19 protein-coding genes and 1 pseudogene are annotated in these 21,500 nt (G+C 54.9%); 5 read left to right on the top strand and 15 right to left on the bottom strand.

The window, feature by feature from the left end; all coding sequences use genetic code 11:
* Positions 1–2 precede the first annotated feature (2 nt).
* The 10 genes from ACR0I8_RS06305 to ACR0I8_RS06260 all read right to left on the bottom strand — a co-directional run bounded on the left by ACR0I8_RS06305 (position 3) and on the right by ACR0I8_RS06260 (position 11,128).
* A complete protein-coding gene (locus ACR0I8_RS06305) occupies positions 3–884 on the bottom strand; it encodes a carbohydrate ABC transporter permease (protein WP_170689778.1) in 882 nt (293 codons plus the stop codon).
* Positions 884–1,777, bottom strand: a complete 894-nt coding sequence (locus tag ACR0I8_RS06300) for a carbohydrate ABC transporter permease (protein ID WP_170376146.1) — start codon at positions 1,775–1,777, stop codon at positions 884–886. The genes ACR0I8_RS06305 and ACR0I8_RS06300 overlap by 1 nt, the downstream gene beginning before the upstream one ends.
* A gap of 101 nt (positions 1,778–1,878) precedes the next feature.
* Positions 1,879–3,117 carry an ABC transporter substrate-binding protein gene (locus ACR0I8_RS06295; RefSeq protein ID WP_170690125.1) on the bottom strand — a complete coding sequence of 413 codons (1,239 nt, stop codon included), beginning with the start codon at positions 3,115–3,117 and terminating at the stop codon, positions 1,879–1,881.
* A gap of 68 nt (positions 3,118–3,185) precedes the next feature.
* A complete protein-coding gene (locus ACR0I8_RS06290) occupies positions 3,186–4,709 on the bottom strand; it encodes an aldehyde dehydrogenase family protein (protein WP_170689777.1) in 1,524 nt (507 codons plus the stop codon).
* A 4-nt stretch (positions 4,710–4,713) separates the two neighbouring features.
* Positions 4,714–5,481, bottom strand: a complete 768-nt coding sequence (locus ACR0I8_RS06285) for an enoyl-CoA hydratase/isomerase family protein (protein ID WP_170376140.1) — start codon at positions 5,479–5,481, stop codon at positions 4,714–4,716.
* Positions 5,478–7,049, bottom strand: coding sequence for a CoA-transferase (locus tag ACR0I8_RS06280; RefSeq protein ID WP_170689775.1), 1,572 nt, complete (start codon positions 7,047–7,049; stop codon positions 5,478–5,480). The genes ACR0I8_RS06285 and ACR0I8_RS06280 overlap by 4 nt, the downstream gene beginning before the upstream one ends.
* Positions 7,049–8,050 (bottom strand): Gfo/Idh/MocA family protein, encoded by a 1,002-nt coding sequence (locus ACR0I8_RS06275; RefSeq protein WP_170689773.1) that lies wholly within the window; start codon positions 8,048–8,050, stop codon positions 7,049–7,051. The genes ACR0I8_RS06280 and ACR0I8_RS06275 overlap by 1 nt, the downstream gene beginning before the upstream one ends.
* Before the next feature lie 212 nt (positions 8,051–8,262).
* The gene (locus ACR0I8_RS06270) at positions 8,263–9,087 is read right to left on the bottom strand and encodes a TauD/TfdA family dioxygenase (RefSeq protein WP_170689772.1); all 825 of its coding nucleotides are present in this window, start codon (positions 9,085–9,087) and stop codon (positions 8,263–8,265) included.
* A 43-nt stretch (positions 9,088–9,130) separates the two neighbouring features.
* Entirely contained in the window at positions 9,131–9,538 is a 408-nt protein-coding gene (gene gloA2, locus ACR0I8_RS06265; RefSeq protein ID WP_480702894.1) for an SMU1112c/YaeR family gloxylase I-like metalloprotein, read from the bottom strand.
* Positions 9,539–10,150: 612 nt separating this feature from the next.
* Positions 10,151–11,128, bottom strand: coding sequence for a serine hydrolase domain-containing protein (locus ACR0I8_RS06260; protein ID WP_170690121.1), 978 nt, complete (start codon positions 11,126–11,128; stop codon positions 10,151–10,153).
* 205 nt (positions 11,129–11,333) lie between these two features.
* Between ACR0I8_RS06260 and ACR0I8_RS06255 the strand changes: the two genes are divergently transcribed.
* Positions 11,334–12,314 carry a hypothetical protein gene (locus ACR0I8_RS06255; RefSeq protein ID WP_480702892.1) on the top strand — a complete coding sequence of 327 codons (981 nt, stop codon included), beginning with the start codon at positions 11,334–11,336 and terminating at the stop codon, positions 12,312–12,314.
* Positions 12,315–12,521: 207 nt separating this feature from the next.
* Here ACR0I8_RS06255 and ACR0I8_RS06250 read toward each other — a convergent pair whose 3' ends face one another.
* The gene (locus ACR0I8_RS06250; RefSeq protein WP_170689770.1) at positions 12,522–13,226 is read right to left on the bottom strand and encodes a helix-turn-helix transcriptional regulator; all 705 of its coding nucleotides are present in this window, start codon (positions 13,224–13,226) and stop codon (positions 12,522–12,524) included.
* 106 nt (positions 13,227–13,332) lie between these two features.
* Between ACR0I8_RS06250 and ACR0I8_RS06245 the strand changes: the two genes are divergently transcribed.
* Positions 13,333–13,770, top strand: coding sequence for a VOC family protein (locus ACR0I8_RS06245; protein WP_170689768.1), 438 nt, complete (start codon positions 13,333–13,335; stop codon positions 13,768–13,770).
* A 41-nt stretch (positions 13,771–13,811) separates the two neighbouring features.
* Positions 13,812–14,168 (top strand): VOC family protein, encoded by a 357-nt coding sequence (locus tag ACR0I8_RS06240; RefSeq protein WP_170376129.1) that lies wholly within the window; start codon positions 13,812–13,814, stop codon positions 14,166–14,168.
* Positions 14,169–15,046: 878 nt separating this feature from the next.
* Here ACR0I8_RS06240 and ACR0I8_RS06235 read toward each other — a convergent pair.
* From ACR0I8_RS06235 to ACR0I8_RS06225, 3 genes are read right to left on the bottom strand one after another with little or no spacing between them, the layout of a single operon-like run.
* Positions 15,047–15,211, bottom strand: a complete 165-nt coding sequence (locus ACR0I8_RS06235) for a hypothetical protein (protein ID WP_170689766.1) — start codon at positions 15,209–15,211, stop codon at positions 15,047–15,049.
* Between the two features lie 47 nt (positions 15,212–15,258).
* Positions 15,259–15,609 (bottom strand): hypothetical protein, encoded by a 351-nt coding sequence (locus ACR0I8_RS06230; RefSeq protein WP_480702890.1) that lies wholly within the window; start codon positions 15,607–15,609, stop codon positions 15,259–15,261.
* 1 nt (position 15,610) lies between these two features.
* Complete coding sequence (locus tag ACR0I8_RS06225; protein WP_170689764.1) at positions 15,611–16,231, bottom strand: hypothetical protein; 621 nt, start codon at positions 16,229–16,231, stop codon at positions 15,611–15,613.
* Positions 16,232–16,844: 613 nt separating this feature from the next.
* Between ACR0I8_RS06225 and ACR0I8_RS06220 the strand changes: the two genes are divergently transcribed.
* Complete coding sequence (locus ACR0I8_RS06220; RefSeq protein WP_170689762.1) at positions 16,845–20,444, top strand: adenylate/guanylate cyclase domain-containing protein; 3,600 nt, start codon at positions 16,845–16,847, stop codon at positions 20,442–20,444.
* A 27-nt stretch (positions 20,445–20,471) separates the two neighbouring features.
* On the top strand, positions 20,472–20,729 hold the full coding sequence (locus ACR0I8_RS06215; protein WP_170376838.1) for a DUF4242 domain-containing protein: 258 nt from the start codon (positions 20,472–20,474) through the stop codon (positions 20,727–20,729).
* 95 nt (positions 20,730–20,824) lie between these two features.
* On the opposite strand, the pseudogene ACR0I8_RS06210 reads toward ACR0I8_RS06215, so the two are convergent.
* A pseudogene (locus ACR0I8_RS06210) lies at positions 20,825–21,492 on the bottom strand (IS6 family transposase).
* Positions 21,493–21,500: the final 8 nt, after the last annotated feature.

Below are 21,500 nucleotides of genomic sequence, written 5' to 3'. Positions count from 1 at the left end.
TCTTATCCTTTCACCGAACCCGCCATCAGGCCGCGGACGAAGTATCGACCGGCCACGATGTAGACGAGCAGAGTTGGCATGGCCGCCAGAATGGCGCCTGCAAAATGAACGTTGTATTCCTTCACACCGGTTGACGACTGCACCAGATTGTTGAGTGCGACTGTCATGGGTTGGCTGTTGGCATCGGCAAAGGACGCGCCGAACAGGAAGTCATTCCAGATGTTGGTGAACTGCCAGATGATCGAAACCACGGCGATCGGCCCGGAACTGGGCAGAAGAATACGCCAGAAGATCTGGAAGAACCCGGCACCATCGATCTGCGCTGCCCGGATCAGCTCGGTCGGGAACACCGCGTAATAGTTGCGGAAGTACAGCGTGGTGAAGCCAATCCCGTAGACAACGTGGACAAGCGCAAGACCCCAAGTGGTGCCAGCCAGCCCGATTATGCCCAACATCCGCGCCATTGGGATCAGAACAATCTGGAACGGGATGAAGCAGGCAAACAGCATCAGCCCAAACAGGATGGTGTCGCATTTGAAGCGCCATTTCGTCAGTACGTAGCCGTTCAACGCCCCAAGAATGGTCGAGACGATCACCGCCGGAACCACCATCTTGATCGAGTTCCAAAAGTAAGGCTTCAGCCCTGTCGGATCGACACCGATCTGCGCCGAAGACCACGCCTTGAGCCACGGCTCAATCGTGAACACCTGCGGCAGGTTCATCATGCCACCGCCGGTGATCTCTTCCAAAGGCTTCACCGAGTTCACCAGCATGACGTAGAGGGGCAGCAGGTAGAACAAACCGAACAGCAGTAGCACCAGGTAGATCAACGTGCGCGTAACGCGGCCCGTTCGGATTGCGGTATCCTGAGTTGCTTGAGACATCAGCGTTTCTCCCGCAATTCGGCGTAAAGATAGGGGATCATGATCGCCGCAATGGTCATCAGCATGATCGTGGCCGACGCCGCACCGATCCCCATCTGGTTCCGCGTGAACGTGTAGGAATACATGAAGGTTGCGGGCAGTTCGGTGGCACGACCGGGCCCACCCCCGGTCAGGGCGATCACAAGGTCAAAGGTCTTGATCGCCAAGTGGCTGAGGATCACGAAGGCCGACAGGAAGGCTGGTCGCAGTTGCGGGATAATGATCCGGCGATAGAGGTTCCAGTTCGAGGCTCCATCCATTTGCGCAGCCCGCAGGATCTCGTTGTCGATCCCACGCAGGCCAGCCAGAAACATTGCCATTACGAAGCCGCTTGTCTGCCAGACGGCCGCTAGAACCACCGTGTAGATGGCGTAATCACGGTTTTTTATCCAGTCGAACTCGAAGCTGGTCCAACCCCATGTATGCATGACGTTTTCCAGCCCGATGCCAGGGTCAAGGAACCACTTCCAGGCTGTACCGGTGACGATGAAGCTCAGAGCCATCGGATAGAGGTAAATCGGACGCAGCAGCCCTTCCCCCCGGATTTTCTGATCAAGGAAGATCGCCAGACCCAGGCCGATACAGGTGCAGATCACGATATAGAGGCTTGCGAAAATCCCCATATTGATCAACGAGGTTTCCCAATGGCTCAGCCGCCACAATTTGTCGTAGTTTTCCCATCCGACCCATCCAAAGGACGGCAGGATGCGACTGTCGGTGAATGATAGGTAGACCGAAAACAGAATGAACCCGTAGACAAAGACCAACATCATCGCCAACGACGGTGACAGGACCAGCTTGGGTATCCAGTTCTGAAGGCGTGTCTTAAAATCCGCGTCGGCTGAAGCAGCCATGGCGCGCCCTCCTCGTTCGAGTCGTGTTAGATCGGAGCTTTTGCGCCCGCTTGGTGACAGGGCGGCCAGACCGCCGCCCCATCGGGAGGATCACTTATGGATCACTTGGCGATTGAAACGGCATCAACCAGTTCGGTCACGGCATCTTCGCTGCCGTACTCGCCGTTAAAGTGGGCGGTCACCACGTCATAGACGGCGTTCTTGACTGACGCAGGCGCGGCATGTCCGTGTGCCATCGAGCCGAACAGGTTGCCTGACGAAGCCGCAGCAGCCAAATCCTTCATGCCTTGCTGACCACACGCATCCAGATCACTGCCGTCCACGTCAGTACGAGCCGGGACAGAGCCCTTCACCTTGTTGAAGGCAATCTGGAAGGATGGCGACAGGATCGCGCTGGCCAGCGCGGCCTGCTCGGCCGATACCGTACCGCCCTGATCAAACATCATGAACTGATCAGCGTTAAAGGTAACCTGATCCTGAGTACCCGGGAAGCGGAAACACAGGAAGTCCTCACCCGGCACTTTGCCCGCGTTCAGGAATTCGCCTTTGGCCCAGTCACCCATCATCTGGAAACCGGCTTCACCGTTTATGACCATTGCTGTCGCCAGGTTCCAGTCACGACCCGAGAAGTTCTCATCCACGTTGTCACGGATAAAGGCCATACGGTCGAACGCCTCTTTCATCGCGTCGCCACCCAGCGTTTCCTCGTCCAGGTCGATAAAGGCCGCTTTGTAGCCGTCAGGCCCCAGCGTCGACATCGCGATAGCATCGAACACGGTCGCGTCCTGCCATGCCTGACCACCATGCGCGATCGGAGTGATCCCGGCAGCTTTCAACGCCTCAACCGCTGAGACGAATTCGTCCCAGTTGGTGGGCTGAGCAATGCCGTTGGCGTCCAGCACTGCTTTGTTGGCCCAGACCCAGTTGGTCGAGTGCACGTTCACAGGGGCCGAGACCCATTTGCCGTCATGCTTGGCGAAGGCTTTCAGCGCATCTGGGACGACGTCATCCCAACCTTCCTGGGCTGCCACTTCGTTCAGATCGGCCAGCGCGCCCTGATCGGCCCAGTCCAGAATGTCAAAGCCCAGAGCCTGAACGGCTGTAGGAGCGTTGCCTGCGGTGACGCGGGCGCGCAGAACGGTCATCGCCTGCTCACCACCGCCACCTGCTACAGGCATATCGGTCCAGCCGATGCCCTGTCCGGACAGGTCGTCCTTGAGTACGTTCAATGCTGCGGCCTCACCACCAGACGTCCACCAGTGCAGAACTTCCACGTCTTCAGCGTGCGCAAGGCTGGTCGTGCACAGTAGACCTGCCACAAACAGCGATTTTGTCTTCATAAATTTACGCATTCTTGTTTCCTCCCTTAATGCGTGATTCTCACTCGGAACCAATCTGGTGCCCGGTCTTAGTCTTGCGGAACCCATGGCGCCCGGCTGTTGCCTATGCGCATGACCACAGATTTCACTTCGAAGAATTCCTCGAACCCATATCTTCCGATTTCCCGCCCCTGCCCGGATTGTTTGACCCCACCGAAAGCGACCTCGGGGAACCCGTCCATCCAGGTGTTGGTCCAGACCGTTCCCGCTTCTGCTCGGCGGGCAAACTCTAGGCAGGTGTGAACGTTTTCGCTCCAGACCCCTGCCGACAGACCGTAAGCGCTATCATTGGTGAGCGCGATGGCTTCGTCCAGTGTTTTGAAAGTCAAAACAGACAGAACGGGCCCGAATACTTCATCGCGGGCAATGGGCATATCAGGCGAGACGTCAGAAATCACTGTCGGCTGATAGAACTGAGCGCCGAGGCCTTCGACCTCCAGCGGCTCACCACCCAGATCAATAGTCGCACCCGAAGCCTGCGCCTGTTTGACATATGCGTCGATTTTTGACTTGTGCTCGGACGTTACGATAGCCCCAACCTGCGTCGTCGGGTCCAGAGGATCGCCAAATTTGACTTTGCGCGAAAGGGCGACGACACGTTCGCGGAAGTCGTCAGCTATTTCCTCATGCACGATGATGCGACTGCTTGAATTGCAGCATTGGCCAACGTTGAAATAGACGCCGAACACAACGGCATCAGCGGCTGCATTCAGATCGGCGTCGGGAAAGATGACCTGCGGGTTCTTGCCCCCAAGCTCAAGCGCGACCTTCTTAAGTGTATCCGATGCTACTGCGCTGATCGTCTTGCCCACAGCGGTTGAGCCCGTAAAGCTGATCATGTCCACGCTGTCATGGCTCGTCATCACGCTGCCAACGGGAACTCCGTAACCCAGAACGATATTGCATACACCGGCGGGCAATCCGGCTTCGATCAACAATTCGCCCAGCATCAAGGTTGTCGACGGTGTCATCTCAGACGGTTTCACAACAACTGTGCAACCAGCCGCCAACGCGAAGGGCAGCTTCTGACTGAGAATCCAGAACGGAAAATTCCAAGGCGTGATGATGGACACGACTCCGATGGGTTCCTTCAGCACGACACCCATCATATCTGCGCCAAGAGTGTTATGACTGTCGCCGTGCGTGCTGCGTGCCAATGAGGCCGCATAGCGCCAAAGGTCGGCTGCACCGCCGACCTCGCCCTTGGATTGGCTGATCGGCTTACCGCTTTCCAGCGTTTCGATCAGTGCAATCCGGTCGACATTCTGTTCAATCAGGTCGGCAACCTTAAGCAAAACGGTGGCCCGCTCTTTGCCCGATGCCCGACTCCACACACCGCTGTCAAATGCCTTACGCGCCGCCAGGATCGCAGCCTCAGCTTCAGCTTCGCCACCCAAGGCTGACCGGCTGACAATATGCCCGTGCGAGGGCGAGCGCCGTTCGAACGTCTCACCCGACGCGCTTTTCTGCCACCTGCCATCGATGAGATGCCGACCTTCGAACAACGGCGGCAACTCGAAAGGGATAGCAGGGTTGATGGTGATATCTTTCATATCGTCAAAGGCCCGAAAATGTGGGGTTACGTTTTTCCATGAACGCAGCAACGCCTTCTTCGCGGTCCGCTGAGGCCGCAATTGCTGCACTACCAAGGGCTTCGACCACGGCATGAGAGTCTTCACCGACCGCTGCATGGATCATGTTTTTTGAGACTTCGGTAGCGCGGGGCGAAAGGTCGCTTAGTTCGGTTGTGATCTCAAGCGCGCGCGCCAGAACGTCGTCAGAAACCTCGGTCGCATAGCCCAAGGCCACGGCGCGGTCGGCACCAATACGGCGCCCGAAGAGTGCCATCTCTTTCACCGCAGCTTCGGGGACCAGCCGGGTCAACCGCTGTGTCCCGGACCAGCCGGGCACAATCCCAACCCGAGCTTCGGGCAAAGCCAGCGTGGACCGCGGGGTCATCAGGCGCAGATCACAGCAACTGGCCAGCTCTAGCCCGCCGCCGAAGGCGTGACCGTTGATCGCTGCAATTGTCGGCTTGCCGATCCGCGCCAAGCGATCAAATATACGATGTCCATCACGGACCCAATGTCGCGCGAATTCGGCGGGGCTCAGACCACCCCAAGCGCCAATATCGGCCCCACAACAGAACGCTTTTTCGCCTGCACCAGTCAGAACAAGCGCACGAATTGACGTGTCACGCTCGACCTCTTTCAGGCCAGCCTCCAGCGCGTGCAGCATGTCCACAGTTAGCGCATTGAGCTTGGCCTCGTTGTCCAAAGTCAGGACGGCGGTTGCTCCCTCGATATGAATGCGCAGCTTGCTCACAGGGTCATCCCCATTGGGCCAACTGCGAATAACGATTTGGGCATCTGAACCGCGTTTTCTGCGACTTTGACGCGACCGCCCGAAGCTTCGACAATATCGCGCTGCGCCTCAATGCCGGGCATGATTTCCGTCGCAACCAGTCCCTGATCTGTTAGGCGTATGACGCAACGCTCTGTCACATAGAGTACGTCCTGACCGGTTTCACGGGCACGGCGGCCCGAAAATGTGACATGCTCAACCTGATCCACCATCTTGGTGAACTTTCCGGGGGCATTCACTTGAATACCGTCATCCGTCAGGTCGATCTTGGCACCGGCTTCGAACCAGCCAGAGAACACGATCTTTTTGGCACGCGCGGTGATATCGACAAAGCCACCGCATCCTGCAGTCAGGTAGGGCTTCTTGCCAAGTTTGGAAACGTTCACATTGCCTTCTAGATCGACCTCGAGGAACGAGAGGAACGACATGTCGAACCCGCCGCCCTGGAAATAGATGAATTGCTGTGGTGACGGTACGAAAGCATGTGCGTTGGATGCGCACCCAAAGGCAAACCCGGTCAATGGGACGCCACCAACGGCCCCCTGCTCGATCGCCCATGTCACCGCCTGAGGATGGCCCTCCTCCAACAAAACACGCGGGACCATTGCGCTGATGCCGAAGCCCAAGTTGGCGCTCATGCCGCTGCGCAGTTCTTGGGCGGCGCGGCGCGCGATGACCTTCTCGACACCATGCTCGGCCAGCGAAAAACTGTCCCAAGGGCGCATAATCTGGCCAGAGATCGCAGGGTCATAGGGCGTCTCTGTCGTTTGCATCTGCTCTGGGTCTTCAACGATCAGGTCGACCAAGTGACCTGGCACGCGCACGTCATGGGGGCGCAAGCTACCCGCGGCAGTCACACGTCGAACCTGTGCGATCACGAGTCCACCGTAGTTGCGTGTGCAAATCGCTTGCTCCAATCCGCCCAGATAGGCACCTTCATGTTCATAGGTCAGGTTGCCAAACTCATCCGCCGTGGTTGCGCGCAAAACGCACACGTTCGGATTGATGTTTGGGAAGTGCAACCAAGTCTGACCGTCGAATTCCTTTCGGTTAACAATTGGAGCCGCCGCACCACGCGCGTTCATCGCGCATCCTTCTCGAACAGGATCCACGAAAGTCTCAAGCCCGACCTGCGTCAGTACACCGGGTCGATGCGCTGCGGCTTCGCGGTGCATATCGAACAGAATTCCCGATGGTACGTTGTATGCGGCCACTCGATCTTCGACGATCATTTTCCAGATTTCCGGCATCTCAAGGCTGGAAGGACCCGACGGGTATGAACCGGCGAGAACGCGGCTTAGCAGTCCATCCTGCGCCAGATAATCCATTCCCCTCACGCCATACATATCCCCGGCAGCGATAGGGTGCAGCGTTGTAATGTTGCGCGGATGCCCTTCAGTGCGAAACCGCTCTCCAAGTTCCTTCAGCACGAGGTCTGGGCACCCCAACGCAGAGGACGACGATACGGTGACAACCGCATTGTCTGGGATACGAGAAACGGCCTCGGAAACGGAAACAAGCTTGGTCATCAAAAACCGCCATAATCTATGTTGATACGATCACCCGAAGCTGCGGCCTCACGAACGCTCAGCGCGATTGACAGCGATTTCACTCCATCAGGTCCGTCGGCAGCAGGACGGCCTTGTCCCGCCGCTGCGGCGACAAATTCCGAAACGCCTTGAACATAGAGAGAGTGGCCCGAAAACGGGATCTCTTCACTTCCGGCTTCAGTCACCAGCTGTATTGCCCCAACCGGGCGCTGCGTCATGATGCCATCCGCAAATATCGAACCCTCGGTTCCATGCACCTGCAGGCCAGACCCGGCAAAGGGGTGCGTAAAGCTCTCATGCGTCATGACCATCGCGCCTGAGGGCATAGTCCAAACGGACATGCAGGAGTCTTCGACACCTTGCCCCATCCCAGAACTGGCCATTTGCGCAACGACAGACACCGGGTCTTCATTGAGCAGGAAGCGGGTGACATCCGCGTCATGAACAACGATGTCAGGGATCACGCCACCACCAGCATCGGCCGAGTTGATACGCCACCCCTGCAAGTTTTCGGGCAAATGAACTGCGTGATGGATGCGCAACGAAAGAACCTCGCCGACGCGCCCATCTGCGATCAGGTCACGAATGGCACGATGACTGCCAGAGCATCGCAGGTGGTGATTTGTAGCAAAAGCCACGCCAGCCGCGTCTGCCGCGCGCACCATTTCGATAGCTTCCGCTTGCGTCATCCCGAGCGGCTTTTCGCAAAGGACATGCTTGCCAGCCGAAATGGAAGCCATCGCCTGACCGTAGTGCTTCTCATTCGTGGAAGAAATGTAGACGGCTTTCACGTCATCGTCAGACAGCGCCGCGTTCAGGTCTGTGGTTGCATTGGGAATACCGTGCTCTTTAGCCCAGGTTTGCACCCGGTCAGAGGAATTACTGACGACCCAGGTCACGTCGTTGCCTGTCTGCTGACGCACCGCGTCCAACATATATTGCGAAGCTATCGTACTCGCTCCGACAAATGCCCAGTTCATCTGATTTCCCCACAATTGGAACGTTCCAAAATGTGTAATGGAACGTTCCAAATTTGACAAGAAAAAACTCTGCCTTTTCTTTAAAGGCCAGAAAATATGGCTAAAAACGCGACGCTTGCAGCCTCATCCAAAACAATCACAGGGAATCGAAGGGATTCACGGCGTGTCGGTACTCCGACTGAGTCGCTGAAATACGCCGCGCGCTACTTACATCAATGCGTCAGAGCGACCCCTTCCACTGTCACCCTGTGCATAAGACGTCGAAACCCATGGTAGTCGTTGATCGCTTTGTGCCACGTCGCTCTGTTATCCCAAATGGCGATATCCCCTTCCTGCCAACGCAGGCGACATTGGAATTCAGGCTGCTTGCAATGATCATAAATCATACCCAGCACTGCGGCAGACTCATTCACGCTCAAGCCTTTGATTTCGGTCGTGAACACAGGGTTGACGAACAACCCGCGCCTACCGCTGAGAGGATGTGTGATGACAACGGGGTGTAAAGCGTCTTGCGTGGCAGCTTCGGCGTTCCCCAACCGGCCGCTTTTTGCGGCTTCTGTGTCCACAATGCTGTTGCCAAAGACATGGCGAGAGGAATGCACCGCCCACAAACCATCTAAGAAACCACGCATCGTGGGCGACAAAGCTTCGTAGGCGGCAGCCATCGACACAAACAACGTGTCGCCACCATGGGGCGGAACCTCAAGGGCGTGCAGGATCGAGCCCATGGCTGGCTCCTGATCATAAGAGTGGTCAGTATGCCACCCCTCTCCCACAGCCTCTTTCTGATCCTTCTCTTTCAACACCGTGGCAATCTCTGGGTGGCCGTCCACCGGTTTGAAAAATCGGTTCACGTTGATTGGGCCGAACCTTCTCGCAAAGGTCAGATGCTCTTGCGGACTAACGCTTTGGCCCCTCAGTGCGATAACGGAGTACTTTGCGAAGGCTGACTTAATTGCGTCGAATTGATCTTCACGCCGGATGTCCGCCCCGACGATTTCCGCACCCAATCCACCGGTGAGAGGTTTTACTTCCATTCGCCTTCCTCCCTGCTTCGCTCAGCCTAAAAGACGAGAAGTATCACTTCAAAGCAATCGGCTTGGCTTCATACAACTCCAATGGAAGACCGTCCGGGTCGCTGAAGAAAGTGAACCGATGGCCGGTATACTCATCGACACGGATATCTTCGACGAAGACACCTCTCTGTTCCAGGCTATCTTTAAGTGCCTCGATATCATCCACAACAAACGCTAGATGCCGTAGACCTCGTGCTTCGGGACGAGACATACGTTTGGGCGGGTTGGGAAAGGAAAACAGTTCAATCTGAGAGCCGTCCGGCAATGCCAAATCCAGCTTCCAAGATTGCCGCTCAGCCCTGAAATTCTCGGCAACAATCCTCAAACCAAGCGTCTCTGAATAAAACGCCTTGGACCGTTCATAGTCCGAACAAATGACTGCAGCATGGTGGATTGTTTTCAGACTGGTCACGGGCAGTTATCCTCATTAGGTCAATACTTTAATCCAAATTCTTAAGGTAATTTTTCACTTCACCTTCGAATCTGATCGAGAAAACCAAGAGCTGTTTGGCCAAATTTGGCAACCGAACAATACAAGAAAACAGAGCAGTATTCATCAAGCGTCTGTGAACTCACAGCCGATGTTGTAGGCAACTCGTGCCAGCGGCGGCTCGCGGCTCGAAATGCACCTTCAAAACCAAACTTAGCGATTTCCGAGTTGAGAGCCAATGCCGCCACTCTTGGCTGCCTACAAACTCGGTTGAAAGAATTGAGCGTTGCACTCAGACAAACTCGAACCGGACTCAGTTTCGCCAATTGGGAATGCACTCAATGCCGTCCATAAATCGCGCCACACAAGCAATTTCAATCTGAACTGGCGCTTTGACCGACCTGCCTGGACCGGCAAAGCGAGACTTTGGGAACTTAGTCAAGCTGGTCTCCGCCTCTTTCACCTTTCAGAAGAGTAATTTGATCGGCTTTCCAGTTGCTCCACCGCACCGGCGAAGCAAAAAACTGCTTGATAGTCCACCACCGTTGAGGCCAAACGTGACCAACCCTAAGCAGTGTTAATGAACAGGCCGCCTTAGGTAGCGTTCAATATCGGACCATCTAACAATCTGACCAGTTCTCCAAAATAGCCTCCAGAACGCGCGGGACGCGTGGGATCAGATGAAATTGCGACAGCAAGGTTTTGCTCAGGATGGGCCGCTATGATTTGGCCTCCGTACCCACGCGCCAATGCATAGCCGGATGGGGACAGAAACCAGCCATAGCCATAATCCAATCCAGAGAAAGGTGAACGGCCGTGCGGCTTGGTCGATTCCAAGACCCAACTCTCAGGAATGATTTGCCCGTTGGCAAAAGTCCCGCGGTCCCGAAGCAACACCGCGATCTTCAACATAGACCTCGGCGTAATCGCCATCTCATTGCCACCCAAGTAGTAACCCTGTGGATCCCTCGTCCAAGCAGGTATCTCGATACCAAGTGGTGCACCCAGCCTCTCACGCGTCAGTCTCAATAGACTTTGGCCGGTCGCCACAGTCAATGCTGCGCCGAGCACGTGGGTCGATCCCGTGGAATAGAGCATCTGCTCTCCGGGTTCAGCAACCATCGGTCGCGTCAGCGCGTCCGCGATCCAGTTGGGAGAGTTGATCCATTCTCCATAGTTGCTGCCCGAGGTTCTTTCGAGACCTGCCCGCAGCGTCACCAGATCCTCCATCGTAATGCTTTCGGAACCGGGTGTCGCATTAGCGGGCAAAAGCCTCGGAGCGACCTCCTGCAAGGTGGTATCTACAGATGGGATTTCCTCCCGGTCGATCGCCGTCCCAAGCAACAAAGCCACAATGCTTTTCGAACATGACTTTATATTGGCCGGCCTATCCAGGCCTGCACCGTGTTGGGCCTGCGCGAAAATGACGTCGTTTCCGCGTTGAATTTGAAGTGAATGCAACTGGGGAAGACCGCTGATTGCATCATTCAGTGCCACCGCTTGTCCCCGCGCAATATACGGAGCACAAATTGCGGTTGCGGTTGCCAACAGGAACTTTCGACGTGTGATCATGACATTCATTTGGAAGCAAATCTCGGAATGTCCAGACACCTGCGCAACATCCTAGGATTTATTGTCCAAGATGTAAGAAAGCCGCCGCAAACGAAAAGTGGGATTTGAGGCAACAGGAGGCTTCGCTTGTAAACTTGGCCAGCATCCTAGCGCGCAAGAACTGTGGTAGACTGAAACCGAGGACATTCTAGCAGGAGATTTCCCGTTGCTACCGAATTCACTCCGTCTCGCACTCTCGGTCATAACAATCGCCATGTCGGTGGGCGCCCTACCGGACCGCGCCAATGCGATAACGCAAGATGTTCCAGCGTGGCTACAAAAGCACGTGGGTACAGGTGAGGGGCAAATCGCGCCGATCGTTCTGGAAAGGGCACGAGCGCTTTACATCAAGAAACTACGCCGAGGCGAAGTCAGGAACCCTTGCTACCTTGCCAAGGACGCAACCCGCCCTAGCACTGCACGAAACGGCAATCCGGGCAAGCGTTTTTATGTCATCTGCGAGTCACAAAAGTCCTTCCGAGCGGTTTCGTCCGGCTATGGCAACGGCCGAAAACTCCAGCGCGCCAATTTTTCGAATGGCCGACAATGCGCGAAGAACTTCAGCAATGCAGAAGGCTCTAAACTAACCGCCGGAGGCGCCTATGTGACGGCTGAAACCCGCACGTCCTTCAAAGGTTACCACAGTCGTTCCGGCAAAACGCAGCCGTTCTACCGCACATTTCTTTTGTTTGATGGTGAAGGAGAAACGAGCAATGCGCGCGAGCGCGCCATCGGAGGCCATCCGGCTGTCTTCCTTAAGTGGCAATGTCGGTTCAAAAACCCTCAAAGCACTCATGCAGACAACAATGGCTATGTCCCCTACGGAAGGCTTGTGAACTACACCGGTGGTCGTAGCAATGGTTGCACAACCTGGTCACAATCCGCCTCAAAAGAGATTTTGGCGCTCGTAGAAGGAAACCCGACAACCCTGTATATCTACCCAGAATCCAAAGACATACACGCTGTCGCCAAGGCGGTAAAAAAGGGAAAATCACTTTCTCGAGCTGGAGTTTACTGGAACGCAGCTTGCCTAAAAGCGATTGGCGAACCAAAGTTTTGGCCCAAAAGCAGCCTACAGCCGATCATAAATAGTTGGAGAGCATCTTTGCCCAAACAGCCGCCACTGGAATTGCCGATCTGCAAGTAAACTGTAAAGCAGAACCTGAGCGCGCTGCCCTTCAAGCCTTTGTGCTGTGGGCTCGATGCTGGCGTTCAGCGAATTTCGCTCAATATCTTCTTTGCGGACGAAGCCAACCTTCGGTCCACTCCAAGAAACTGGCGGTTCCGGCCCAAACGAGCCGTTGCTAAAGCAGCGCTGCAGATTTCGCAAAGCGGTCCTGCGGCAAGCCCCGCCCTATGCCCCTTCTTCATAGCGCTTTCGTTCTGCATCACCTGCATCGCGCCATTCGGCGCGGAGTAGGTCCATTCGCCGAGGAATACTGTCTTCGAGGACCTCCGCGTCAATGATCCGCTCTGTCCGAAAGTAACGAAAACCTTCTCGCATCTCGCACCATGCGGCGATGATGCGGCTGGTGTCTCGATAACCCAGCAGTATGGGCCATATCACGCGACGGGTCTTTTGGCCTGAGTTATCTGAATACTTCAAGGCTATCTTTTTGCGACACCGAATGGCCAGACGAATTGCCGCCGCGCCGAGTACTTCATCCGGCTGAGTGACGGGCGCGACGCTGACCGCCGGCTGAAGAAACGACGTCCGGTACTTGTCAGGTGCGACAGCTTCCAGCTTGGTGATCAGCTTCTCAGCCGCTAGCGCAAGCTCGGGTTCGCCTCGGGTCTGGACCCACAGCACACCAAGCGTAACGGCCTCGATCTCATCCGGGGTGAGCATCAGCGGTGGAATATGAAAGCCGGGCTCCAACACATAGCCGACCCCCGCCTCGCCATTTATTGGCACGCCCTGCCCCATCAGCGCAGCAATATCGCGATACACCGTGCGTTTGGTCACGCCCAGTTCCTCACCAATGGACTGGGCTGAGATCGGGCCTTTGGCGCGCCTCAGAATCTCGATGACTTCAAATAGCCTGTCGCCGCGCCTCATGTGATCTCCTTTCTAAGAAACAGATCATACTGACACCATGCTGACAACACGCTGTCAGCATAGGCGAGGTAAAAGCAGGAAAGGCTTCAACCAAGGAGATTAGAATATGAGACGTTTCATTGCCTTAACCCTCGCCGCTGTTCTGCCAACAACACTCGCAGCGGAGTCTTCCGAGCGGCGGGGAACTGCGACGATCATGGCCATGGGCGCCTATGTGCCGACCGACAACATGGAGGAATCGGAGGCTTTCTACCGCGCCCTGTTCGACAGTGAACCGACAATCGGGCTACCAGAATTCGTGGCGTTCGACGTGGCTGGTGGCTGGTTCGCGATCGTGTCACGGGATAAGTACGCACCGGGGGCCGAGGCAGGTTCGGGCGCGGTTCCCTACCTGCAATCCGCCGATCTGGAAGTCTTGCACGCCCGTGCCATTGCCGCCGGCGTGGCCGCTCCAAAGATCATCGAAGAGCCGGGCATCCACCTGCTCAAGATCACCGATCCGAACGGTCAACTGATCGAGTTCTTCAGACTGACCCATCAGTGACGCTCTCAACACTCCGCGCTATCTTCAAAGGACATCGCACCATGCAAATGAACTACTTCGTCGTCGGTACCAACGACATGGCCGCCGCAACGCACTTTTATGATCAGCTTTTTGGTCAAACGGGTATGGAGCGTGTCTCGCCCACCGACAGAATGACGTACTGGCTCGGACCTGGCATTGCCTTTGCAGTAGCCATCCCGTTCGACGAAAACCCTGCCACCAATGGAAACGGAACCATGGTCGGCTTCAGCGTCGGGTCGGCTGAAGAGGTCGAAAGGCTGTATGCGTTGGCCATCGAGCTAGGTGGCACGAGCGAAGGCGAGCCGAACCAACGGGGACCGCGTTTCTCGGCCTACGTCAGGGATCCGGACAGCAACAAGATTTGCCTCTCCGCCTGAGGGCAGGTCGCAAGTGCAGTTCGTGATCGAAAGGAGAAGGTTTTTTAGCCCGTTCTTTTGGGCGTGAATGGGTGGAGAGGTAAGCTTGTCCTCGATGCTGCGCTCGCAGAGGATTTAGTCGTCACAGCGATCAATCGTTCTGCAGACAAGGCACCCGATCTCAAAAAAGACTGCACGTGGATGTCGGTGAACCCTGTGACCCTATGTTCCTCGCATCAGTGTTTCGCAACCATTACGCCGTCACTTCGAACTTGGACGGTCGGCTGCCTTCGAAAGGCGCGAAGTCGGTGTACTACCGATCTGCAGCTACGATCCTCAAAGCTGCGTCTCGGGTTAGCCGTTTGACCCGTAAGGCCAGACTAGGTTCAGTATTAAGATTGCCACAAATAAGGTGACAAGCTTAAGCACTGTTGCTTTTCGTTTCGGCATGTTCGCAAAAAGTGGCGTCTGGTCGAGGCCCCAGAGGACAGCAAAGCAGATTGCTACGGTGACAATCATATGTGGTATATCAAGGCTCACAGCGTTCCTTTCAAATAACTGAAATGATGTCTATTGGCGTCGTTTTGTGCGACGGCAAAGCAACGTTAGGATTACAAGATTGAGCACCGGAGCCATACTCGCAAGCCACGGGCGCCAAGTCTCCGGAAAACCATCTGTCAAAAGAACCCATGGCAATCCTATGGGCAGCAGGAATATACCGGACAAAGGGTCTCGCTGCTGACCAAAAAGCCCGAAGGTGCCGACCAGAAGCAGCGCAAGTGCCATGAGGTAAAAGACCCCTACGGTTCGAACAACCCAACGACAGGTATTTGCGGATCCTGACACTGCTTAATCTCTTCGGTATGTTAAAGTGAAACTCTTCGGGTGCCGATGTCAGGTTAGTTGCACGCAGGATAGTTGGCGCGATCCGCTTCCGATACATCCACGGGGCATTCGGTGTTCCGGTTTGCTTCGGAAATATCCGCTTCCGTGGAGAAGGATTGCTCTTCTGCACATCCTGCCAAAACGACGAACAGTGTTGCGGCTGCAAGCGTGTATTTCATGGAACTTCCTTTCAATCAGACAAAGTGTTCAGCCACGACCTAGAGCATTAGCAATCTGCGGCGGGCAGCATAGTGACATCCGAATAACGGCCATCGGCAGTCGCGATGCGTGCGCAGGCACCCGTGCTGCGGTTAAACCAGAAGGCGGTTAGACCGTCTGTCCGGATCAACTCATAGCCGAGGTTTTGTATGCCCATCTCGGCCTGACCGGCCCGCGCACCTTCAAATGCGGAAAGATCGGTGGAGCTTCCCACGGACGGTTGGTCAGTTGAAGGTGCCGTGGGGCTTGAAGTCTCCACGCAACCCGCCACTGCGCAGAGTGTCGCAAATACACAAACCAGCATAAACGATTTCTTATTGGATTCTCCAATTTGATGCGGAAACTCTTCCGTATTCATGTCATTCGATGCCAAAGATCACGTTGTAGGACTGTGCACCGTTCGAAGTGTTGTAGACTTCGATCACGTGATCTCCCGACTGCCAGAGCTGCCCACGATACTCTTGCGCCGCGCCCGTTTCATCGAGCAGCACAGACCCGTCCGGATTATAGATCACATAAGTCATTCCGGGTCCGTTCGCGGCGAGACGGAAATAAAGGAACTGACCGTCGCGCGCACCCAGGATATACCGCCGGCTCTCTTGTGGCAGGAGAGAGCCGGTCAGCTCCGCACCGGAAGTGCCACTTGCGAACTGCACGCGCTCCGTGCTTGGCGCGCCTGTGCCAGAAGAGCCCGCCATCGCACCACCGCCGTCATCTGCGGCTTGTGCAACGCTCAATTCGGCAACCTGACCATCGTTTGAGACAAGGCATCGCCAGATTGTTTCGCCTCTATCTTGCAACATAACAAGCGAGTTTGCTTCGGAAAACTCGGTGGAGAGCACCGTACCAACTTGTCCATCTGGCCCACCGACTTCGCGCAATTGGTCGATACAGCCGTCAATTGCTTCCTGCCCAACATCTGCGGCGACCGCGAGCGTTGGCAAAGCACAAATACATACAGTCAAAAACGTCAATCGCATTAGATAAATCTCCCAATGGAACCGCGGAAAAATTATAAATACTAAAGCAATGCAAACTTTCGCACGCAATAATGCAATAATAATGTGAACACCGCTCCTGACTCAAAGCAGACAAACAACTCACAAATCACTCAGCGAATTTTGCGATTGTTCGTTGGTGTTGTGGGCGTCAAAAAAGATCGTTTTTGGCGCGCTTCCCGAGTGCAGACGTTCTTGCGCAGTGCAGCACCCGGCAAAGTGGGCTCACAACCGACTTCAGAGGCGGCGCAGCATCTGTAGTAGTGTGCCGGGTTGGTTCATCTTGGGCGGTGCAAAGCTGCCCTAAGTAGCTGAGTCTGTATGCCGCGTCTCGGCCAATCAAAGGAGATGTTCACCGCGCCAATATGGCCTAGCGCAGTGCGTACTCGCTCATCGCGGACAAAGCTCTCTTCAAAGACAAATCATCAAATACGTGCAGCTAATTGGCAAGTTGCGCAATTCTAGAATGCTGAGGCAAGAACCGACCTAATCGGTTGATCTGAAGGTAAAGGTATTCTGCAGCTGTTCATCAAAGGTCATCCCGTTTTGAATGCGTATTCTTGATTAGTGATGCGTATCCCAGCATGATCCAAAGATGTCGGTCGAAATTGTAAAGTGGTTGAAAGATCTCGAACTGAGTCAGTACGCAGATGTTTTTGCGGCAAATGATATCGATGCGCGTGTTTTGCCACTTCTGTCAGACGACGACTTAAAAGAGCTCGGGGTGAGCCTTGGCCACCGCAAGATCATCCTCGCCGCAGTGCAAGAGCTAAGTGGCCAGCAACGCGCAACTTCATCGCCACAAGCATCCCGTGAACACCCCCCGGAAAACGTAAACGCGCCCATCTCAAACCATTCACAAAGTGACGATCCACTCAAAAGTAAGCATGGTGAGCCGGCCACTGCGGAGAAGCGCCACGTAACTGTTTTGTTTGCCGATCTCGTCGGCTCGACGGAACTCACCAATCGTTTCGACCCCGAAGATATGCGGGAGTTGCTACAGAACTACCAAGACGCCGTTGCGGGCGCCGTAAGTCGATATGGTGGCTATGTTGCAAAATACTTGGGCGACGGTCTTCTCGTGTTTTTTGGCTGGCCGAGGGCCTACGAAGATCACGCAATTCGGGCGATCAAAGCCGCTCTTGAGGCCGTTCATCGCGTCAGCGAACTCAAAACCCCGGACGGAGAGCGCTTGTCAGTAAGGCTGGGCATTGCGAGTGGTGATGTCGTTGTCGGCGATAATATCGGTGAAAACACGTATGAAGAAGGCGCCATGACGGGCCCAGTTGTCAATCTTGCGGCGCGAATTCAAGAATTTGCGGAACCAAACTCGGTCGTGTTGTCGGCAGAAGAAACCGAGACCGCTTTGCATCGGATTTTTGAATACAAATCTCTTGGCAAGAAAGAGTTAAAGGGTTTTGCTGAGCCTCGGACTCTGCTGAAAGTGGTGTCGGAACGCAGTGCGGAAAGCCGGTTCCGAGCCGCACATCGCGATGAAGTCGACAGTGTTATGATCGGCCGGGACTACGAAAAGGGTATTCTGCTGCAATCATGGCGACGTGCCCAGAATGGTCATGGAGAGGTTGTGTTGCTGTCCGGTGAAGCCGGGATTGGGAAATCGCGACTTACAGAGGAATTCCTCGCAGATATCACCGCGAACGACCAGGCAGATATCATAAGGCTGAATTGTTCTCCTTATCTCAGCAGTAGCCCCTTTCATCCGGTTGCCCAACGGATATCCCAGGACGCAGGTGTCGAACCGGACTTCGATGACAATCTGATCCTTGAACATGTCAGGAAGATGCTGGAAAGACGGCCGGGACTGGACTGGGAACAAGTTCTGCCTGTCTTCGCAGCTTTGGTTGCACCTCGTAGTGCGCTGGCCCAAAAGGTGCTCGAGATGTCGCCGCAGGAGCAGCGCGACATCACAATCCAAACTTTGATTCACACAGTGCAGGTGCGATCAGACGTGTGCCCGGTTGTTCTGTGTGTAGAAGATGCGCATTGGATCGATCCTTCCACACAAGCCTTGTTGGAGCGCTTTAAGTCGATTTCCAGCGACCTTCCTCTGATGATCCTGATTACCCACAGGCCTGGGTGGGAATTGGCCCGCGAGGATGGGGACACGCACGTTCAGTCACTCGTACTGCGCCGGTTCGATTCTGCGCACGTTTCGCACCTTGTCGCAAACATCACGGGCAAAAAACCGGACGATGCCCTGATTGCTAAAATCATTGAAAAGACCGACGGTGTACCTTTGTTCGTGGAGGAATTGACGCGAACGATTGTGGAGGCAGGTGAGCAAGGGCAAATCCATATACCTTCGTCTTTGAAAGGCGCGTTGATGGCGCGTCTTGATGCGGTTTCGCCTAAGGCAAAACAGGTTGCGCTTACAGGGTCTGTTATTGGCAGAGAGTTTGAGCCGAGCATATTGAATGCGGCGATGCGTCTTGCAGATTCTGATATCAAAGATTGCCTCGAAGAGCTTTCGCGAACAGGCATAATCTTCGAAAGCGGTCACAATCGCGGGCATTTCGTATTCCGTCATGCCCTTATTCGCGATACTGCCTATCAGTCCATGCTAAGCTCAACTCGAAAACAACAACACGCAGATGTGGCGCGTGCGTTGATACAGACAAGGTCCGCCGAGATCGCGCGTCGTCCCGAACTGGTCGCCCGACACCTTTCAGAAGCTGAGGATTGGAGGGCTGCGTTCGAAAAATGGCGAATTGCGACAGAAATGGCGTTGGCGCGATCTGCCAGCCAGGAGGCGATGACGAACGCCAGAGAAACGTTGCAAGCTGCTGAAAAACTTGGCTCAGACTCCAAAACAGAATTGATCAAAGGCAAGATTCTTGTTGGCCGCAGCCACGACAGCCTGGGTCAATTGCCTGAAGGTATTGCAGTTCTGAAAGACGCCTCCAACGCGGCCCGGGCGGTGCACGATGTGGAATTGGCCGCTGACGCGGCCAACCATTTCGCTGACTCATGCATGATGTCCAGCGAAAGGCACAATGAAGCAATCGATCTCTGCGACAATGCATTAAAAGACTTGCCCGATGCCGATGAAGTCCGTCGGTGCAGATTGATGAGCCAACTCGCGCGCGCGCACATGTTCGTCGGTCAGTTCTCCGAAGGTGCGCGTTTCGGCCAGAAGTCCATGGAACTGGCCGCAAAACTGGGAGACTATAAATCCCAGTTCTCGGTAATGATGATGCATTTTGGGGCCCCATTCGTTGCGCGGAAGGGGAGAGAGGCCCGCCATTGGCGCGAAAATCTGGAGGCCATGCACGGGGTGGCCGAGCATCTTGGAAGTATCGATCAAGGGCGGGACCGAACTCTGAGCTTGTTTGTAGGCGCCGAGATGGCCGACCGTGAGTTAATGGACCATTCTTTGGGTTTGCTTACCGAAATTTCGGAAAAGGACAATCATCTGCAACTCTATTGGGTTCAGAAACACGCACGCGCCATGGTTGCAATTATGGACGGCGATTTTGAGCAAGCCGAGAAACACGCCACAGAGGCGGTGAAGATTGGTCGAAAGACCCACGGCGAACATGTTGAGGGCGTCTTTGGAGTTCAGATGTTCACGATCCGCCGCGAGCAAAATCGACTGCACGAAGTTGCGCCTGTGATCAAGAAATTGATGACAGACAGCCCCGAAGACATTTCGTGGAAGCCCGGCTTTGGGCTTATCGCTGCCGAGCTTGGATACAAGGAACCTGCCGAACGGATACTGAATGAAATGGCTGCCAATGGCTTCGATCTCCCACCTGACGCCATGTATTCAACGACATTGTCCTATCTGGCGGACATATGTGTCGCCGTTTTGCATCAGGAACACGCCAAGACGCTCTATGGCATGCTTGCTCCCTACGAAGACCTGACGATCACCGCTGGGGCTACTACAGTCTGCACTGGCGCAGCTGCGCGACGCCTCGGAAGTCTGAGTACGGTTCTGAAGGACTGGGATGCCGCTGAGAAGATGTTCGAGAAGGCCATAGAAATAGACACGCGCATGAAATGCCCACCTTGGGTCGCGCACAGCAAGGCGGCATATGCAACGGCATTAAGGCGACGCGGGCGCCAGAATGATGTGGAACAGGCGTTTCAACTGGAAGGGGAAGCGTTGGCAATTTCACAGAAATTGAGTATGGTTTCCCTTAGGTCAAAGCTCGAAGGAGTAGCGAGTTAAGGTAATTAATCTGGTTTGGGGGACTTTATGCCAAGGTACATAATTGAAAGAAATTTCGCCGAGCAGCTCAACGTCACAGACGATGACAAGATTCACATCAAAGAGATCAATGACGAAGTCGGCGTCGAGTGGATTTTTTCGTTTCTCAGCGCAGACAAGCGCAAAACCTACTGCTTGTACGAAGCCCCGGATGAGGAAAGCCTGAGAAAGGCGGCCGAACGCCTGAACATTCCCGCCGATGTCATAACGCCTGTGGATCGGATTGATCCGGCAATTTTCGCCTGATCAGCATCTATTTTACCTAGTTCCGCGAAGCCCCTGCGAGGGGGTGCTGTTAGACAAATCCGAACCAGTATCAGTTTCCCGCGGAAACCGAGAACCTACCCAGAACAAAGTTGACGACACTCGGTGAAAGCGGTGGTATTTTTCAGATTGTGGGTACCTCTGCTAGCGAACGATCTATCTTGGTTTAAGCGGCTATAGACAGATGAGCAGACGGAGGCGTATTTCTGCAAATTTCGCATGCGCCTTAAACGCTGCATCGCGCGTTGGCGCCGTCGTAACGGGAGGTGCGAGTTCTCGACGCGGTTATTCAGCCAAGCGCAGGTCTGTTGTTTTTCAGTGGCTCCTCGCTCTCTGAGTGCGGCCCGATACGATGCGAAGTGGTTCGTGACCATGGTTTCCGCTCTACTGTGTTGCTTTATCAATTTCTTGAGGAATTTCAACGCTGCAGCTTTGTGTCGGCCTTTGATAACAACGGCTTCCAGCACCTTGTCTTCGTGATCAACGGCCCGCCAAAGTTAATGCCGCTTCCATTTGCGAACGCGCGTAGCTGCTGAACACTCTTTCTTCAGATCACAGAAGCAAACACCGGGCCAAACCTGTTCCACAAATATCGGACAGTTTCTCAGTTCACGTCGATGCCTCGCTGGTGCAGCAAATCTTCGAAATTGCGAAGCGAAAGCAGGAAACGGATGTGCAGCATCACAGCAAGGCGGATTATCTCGGGGCTGGTCTTGAGGTACTTGAAAGAGACAGGTCTGGTTATGGGTAAAA

This window comes from Ruegeria sp. BG9, assembly GCF_056538305.1.
The sequence above is the reverse complement of the archived record's forward strand: the minus strand, read 5'-3'. Positions and strand labels throughout refer to the sequence as shown.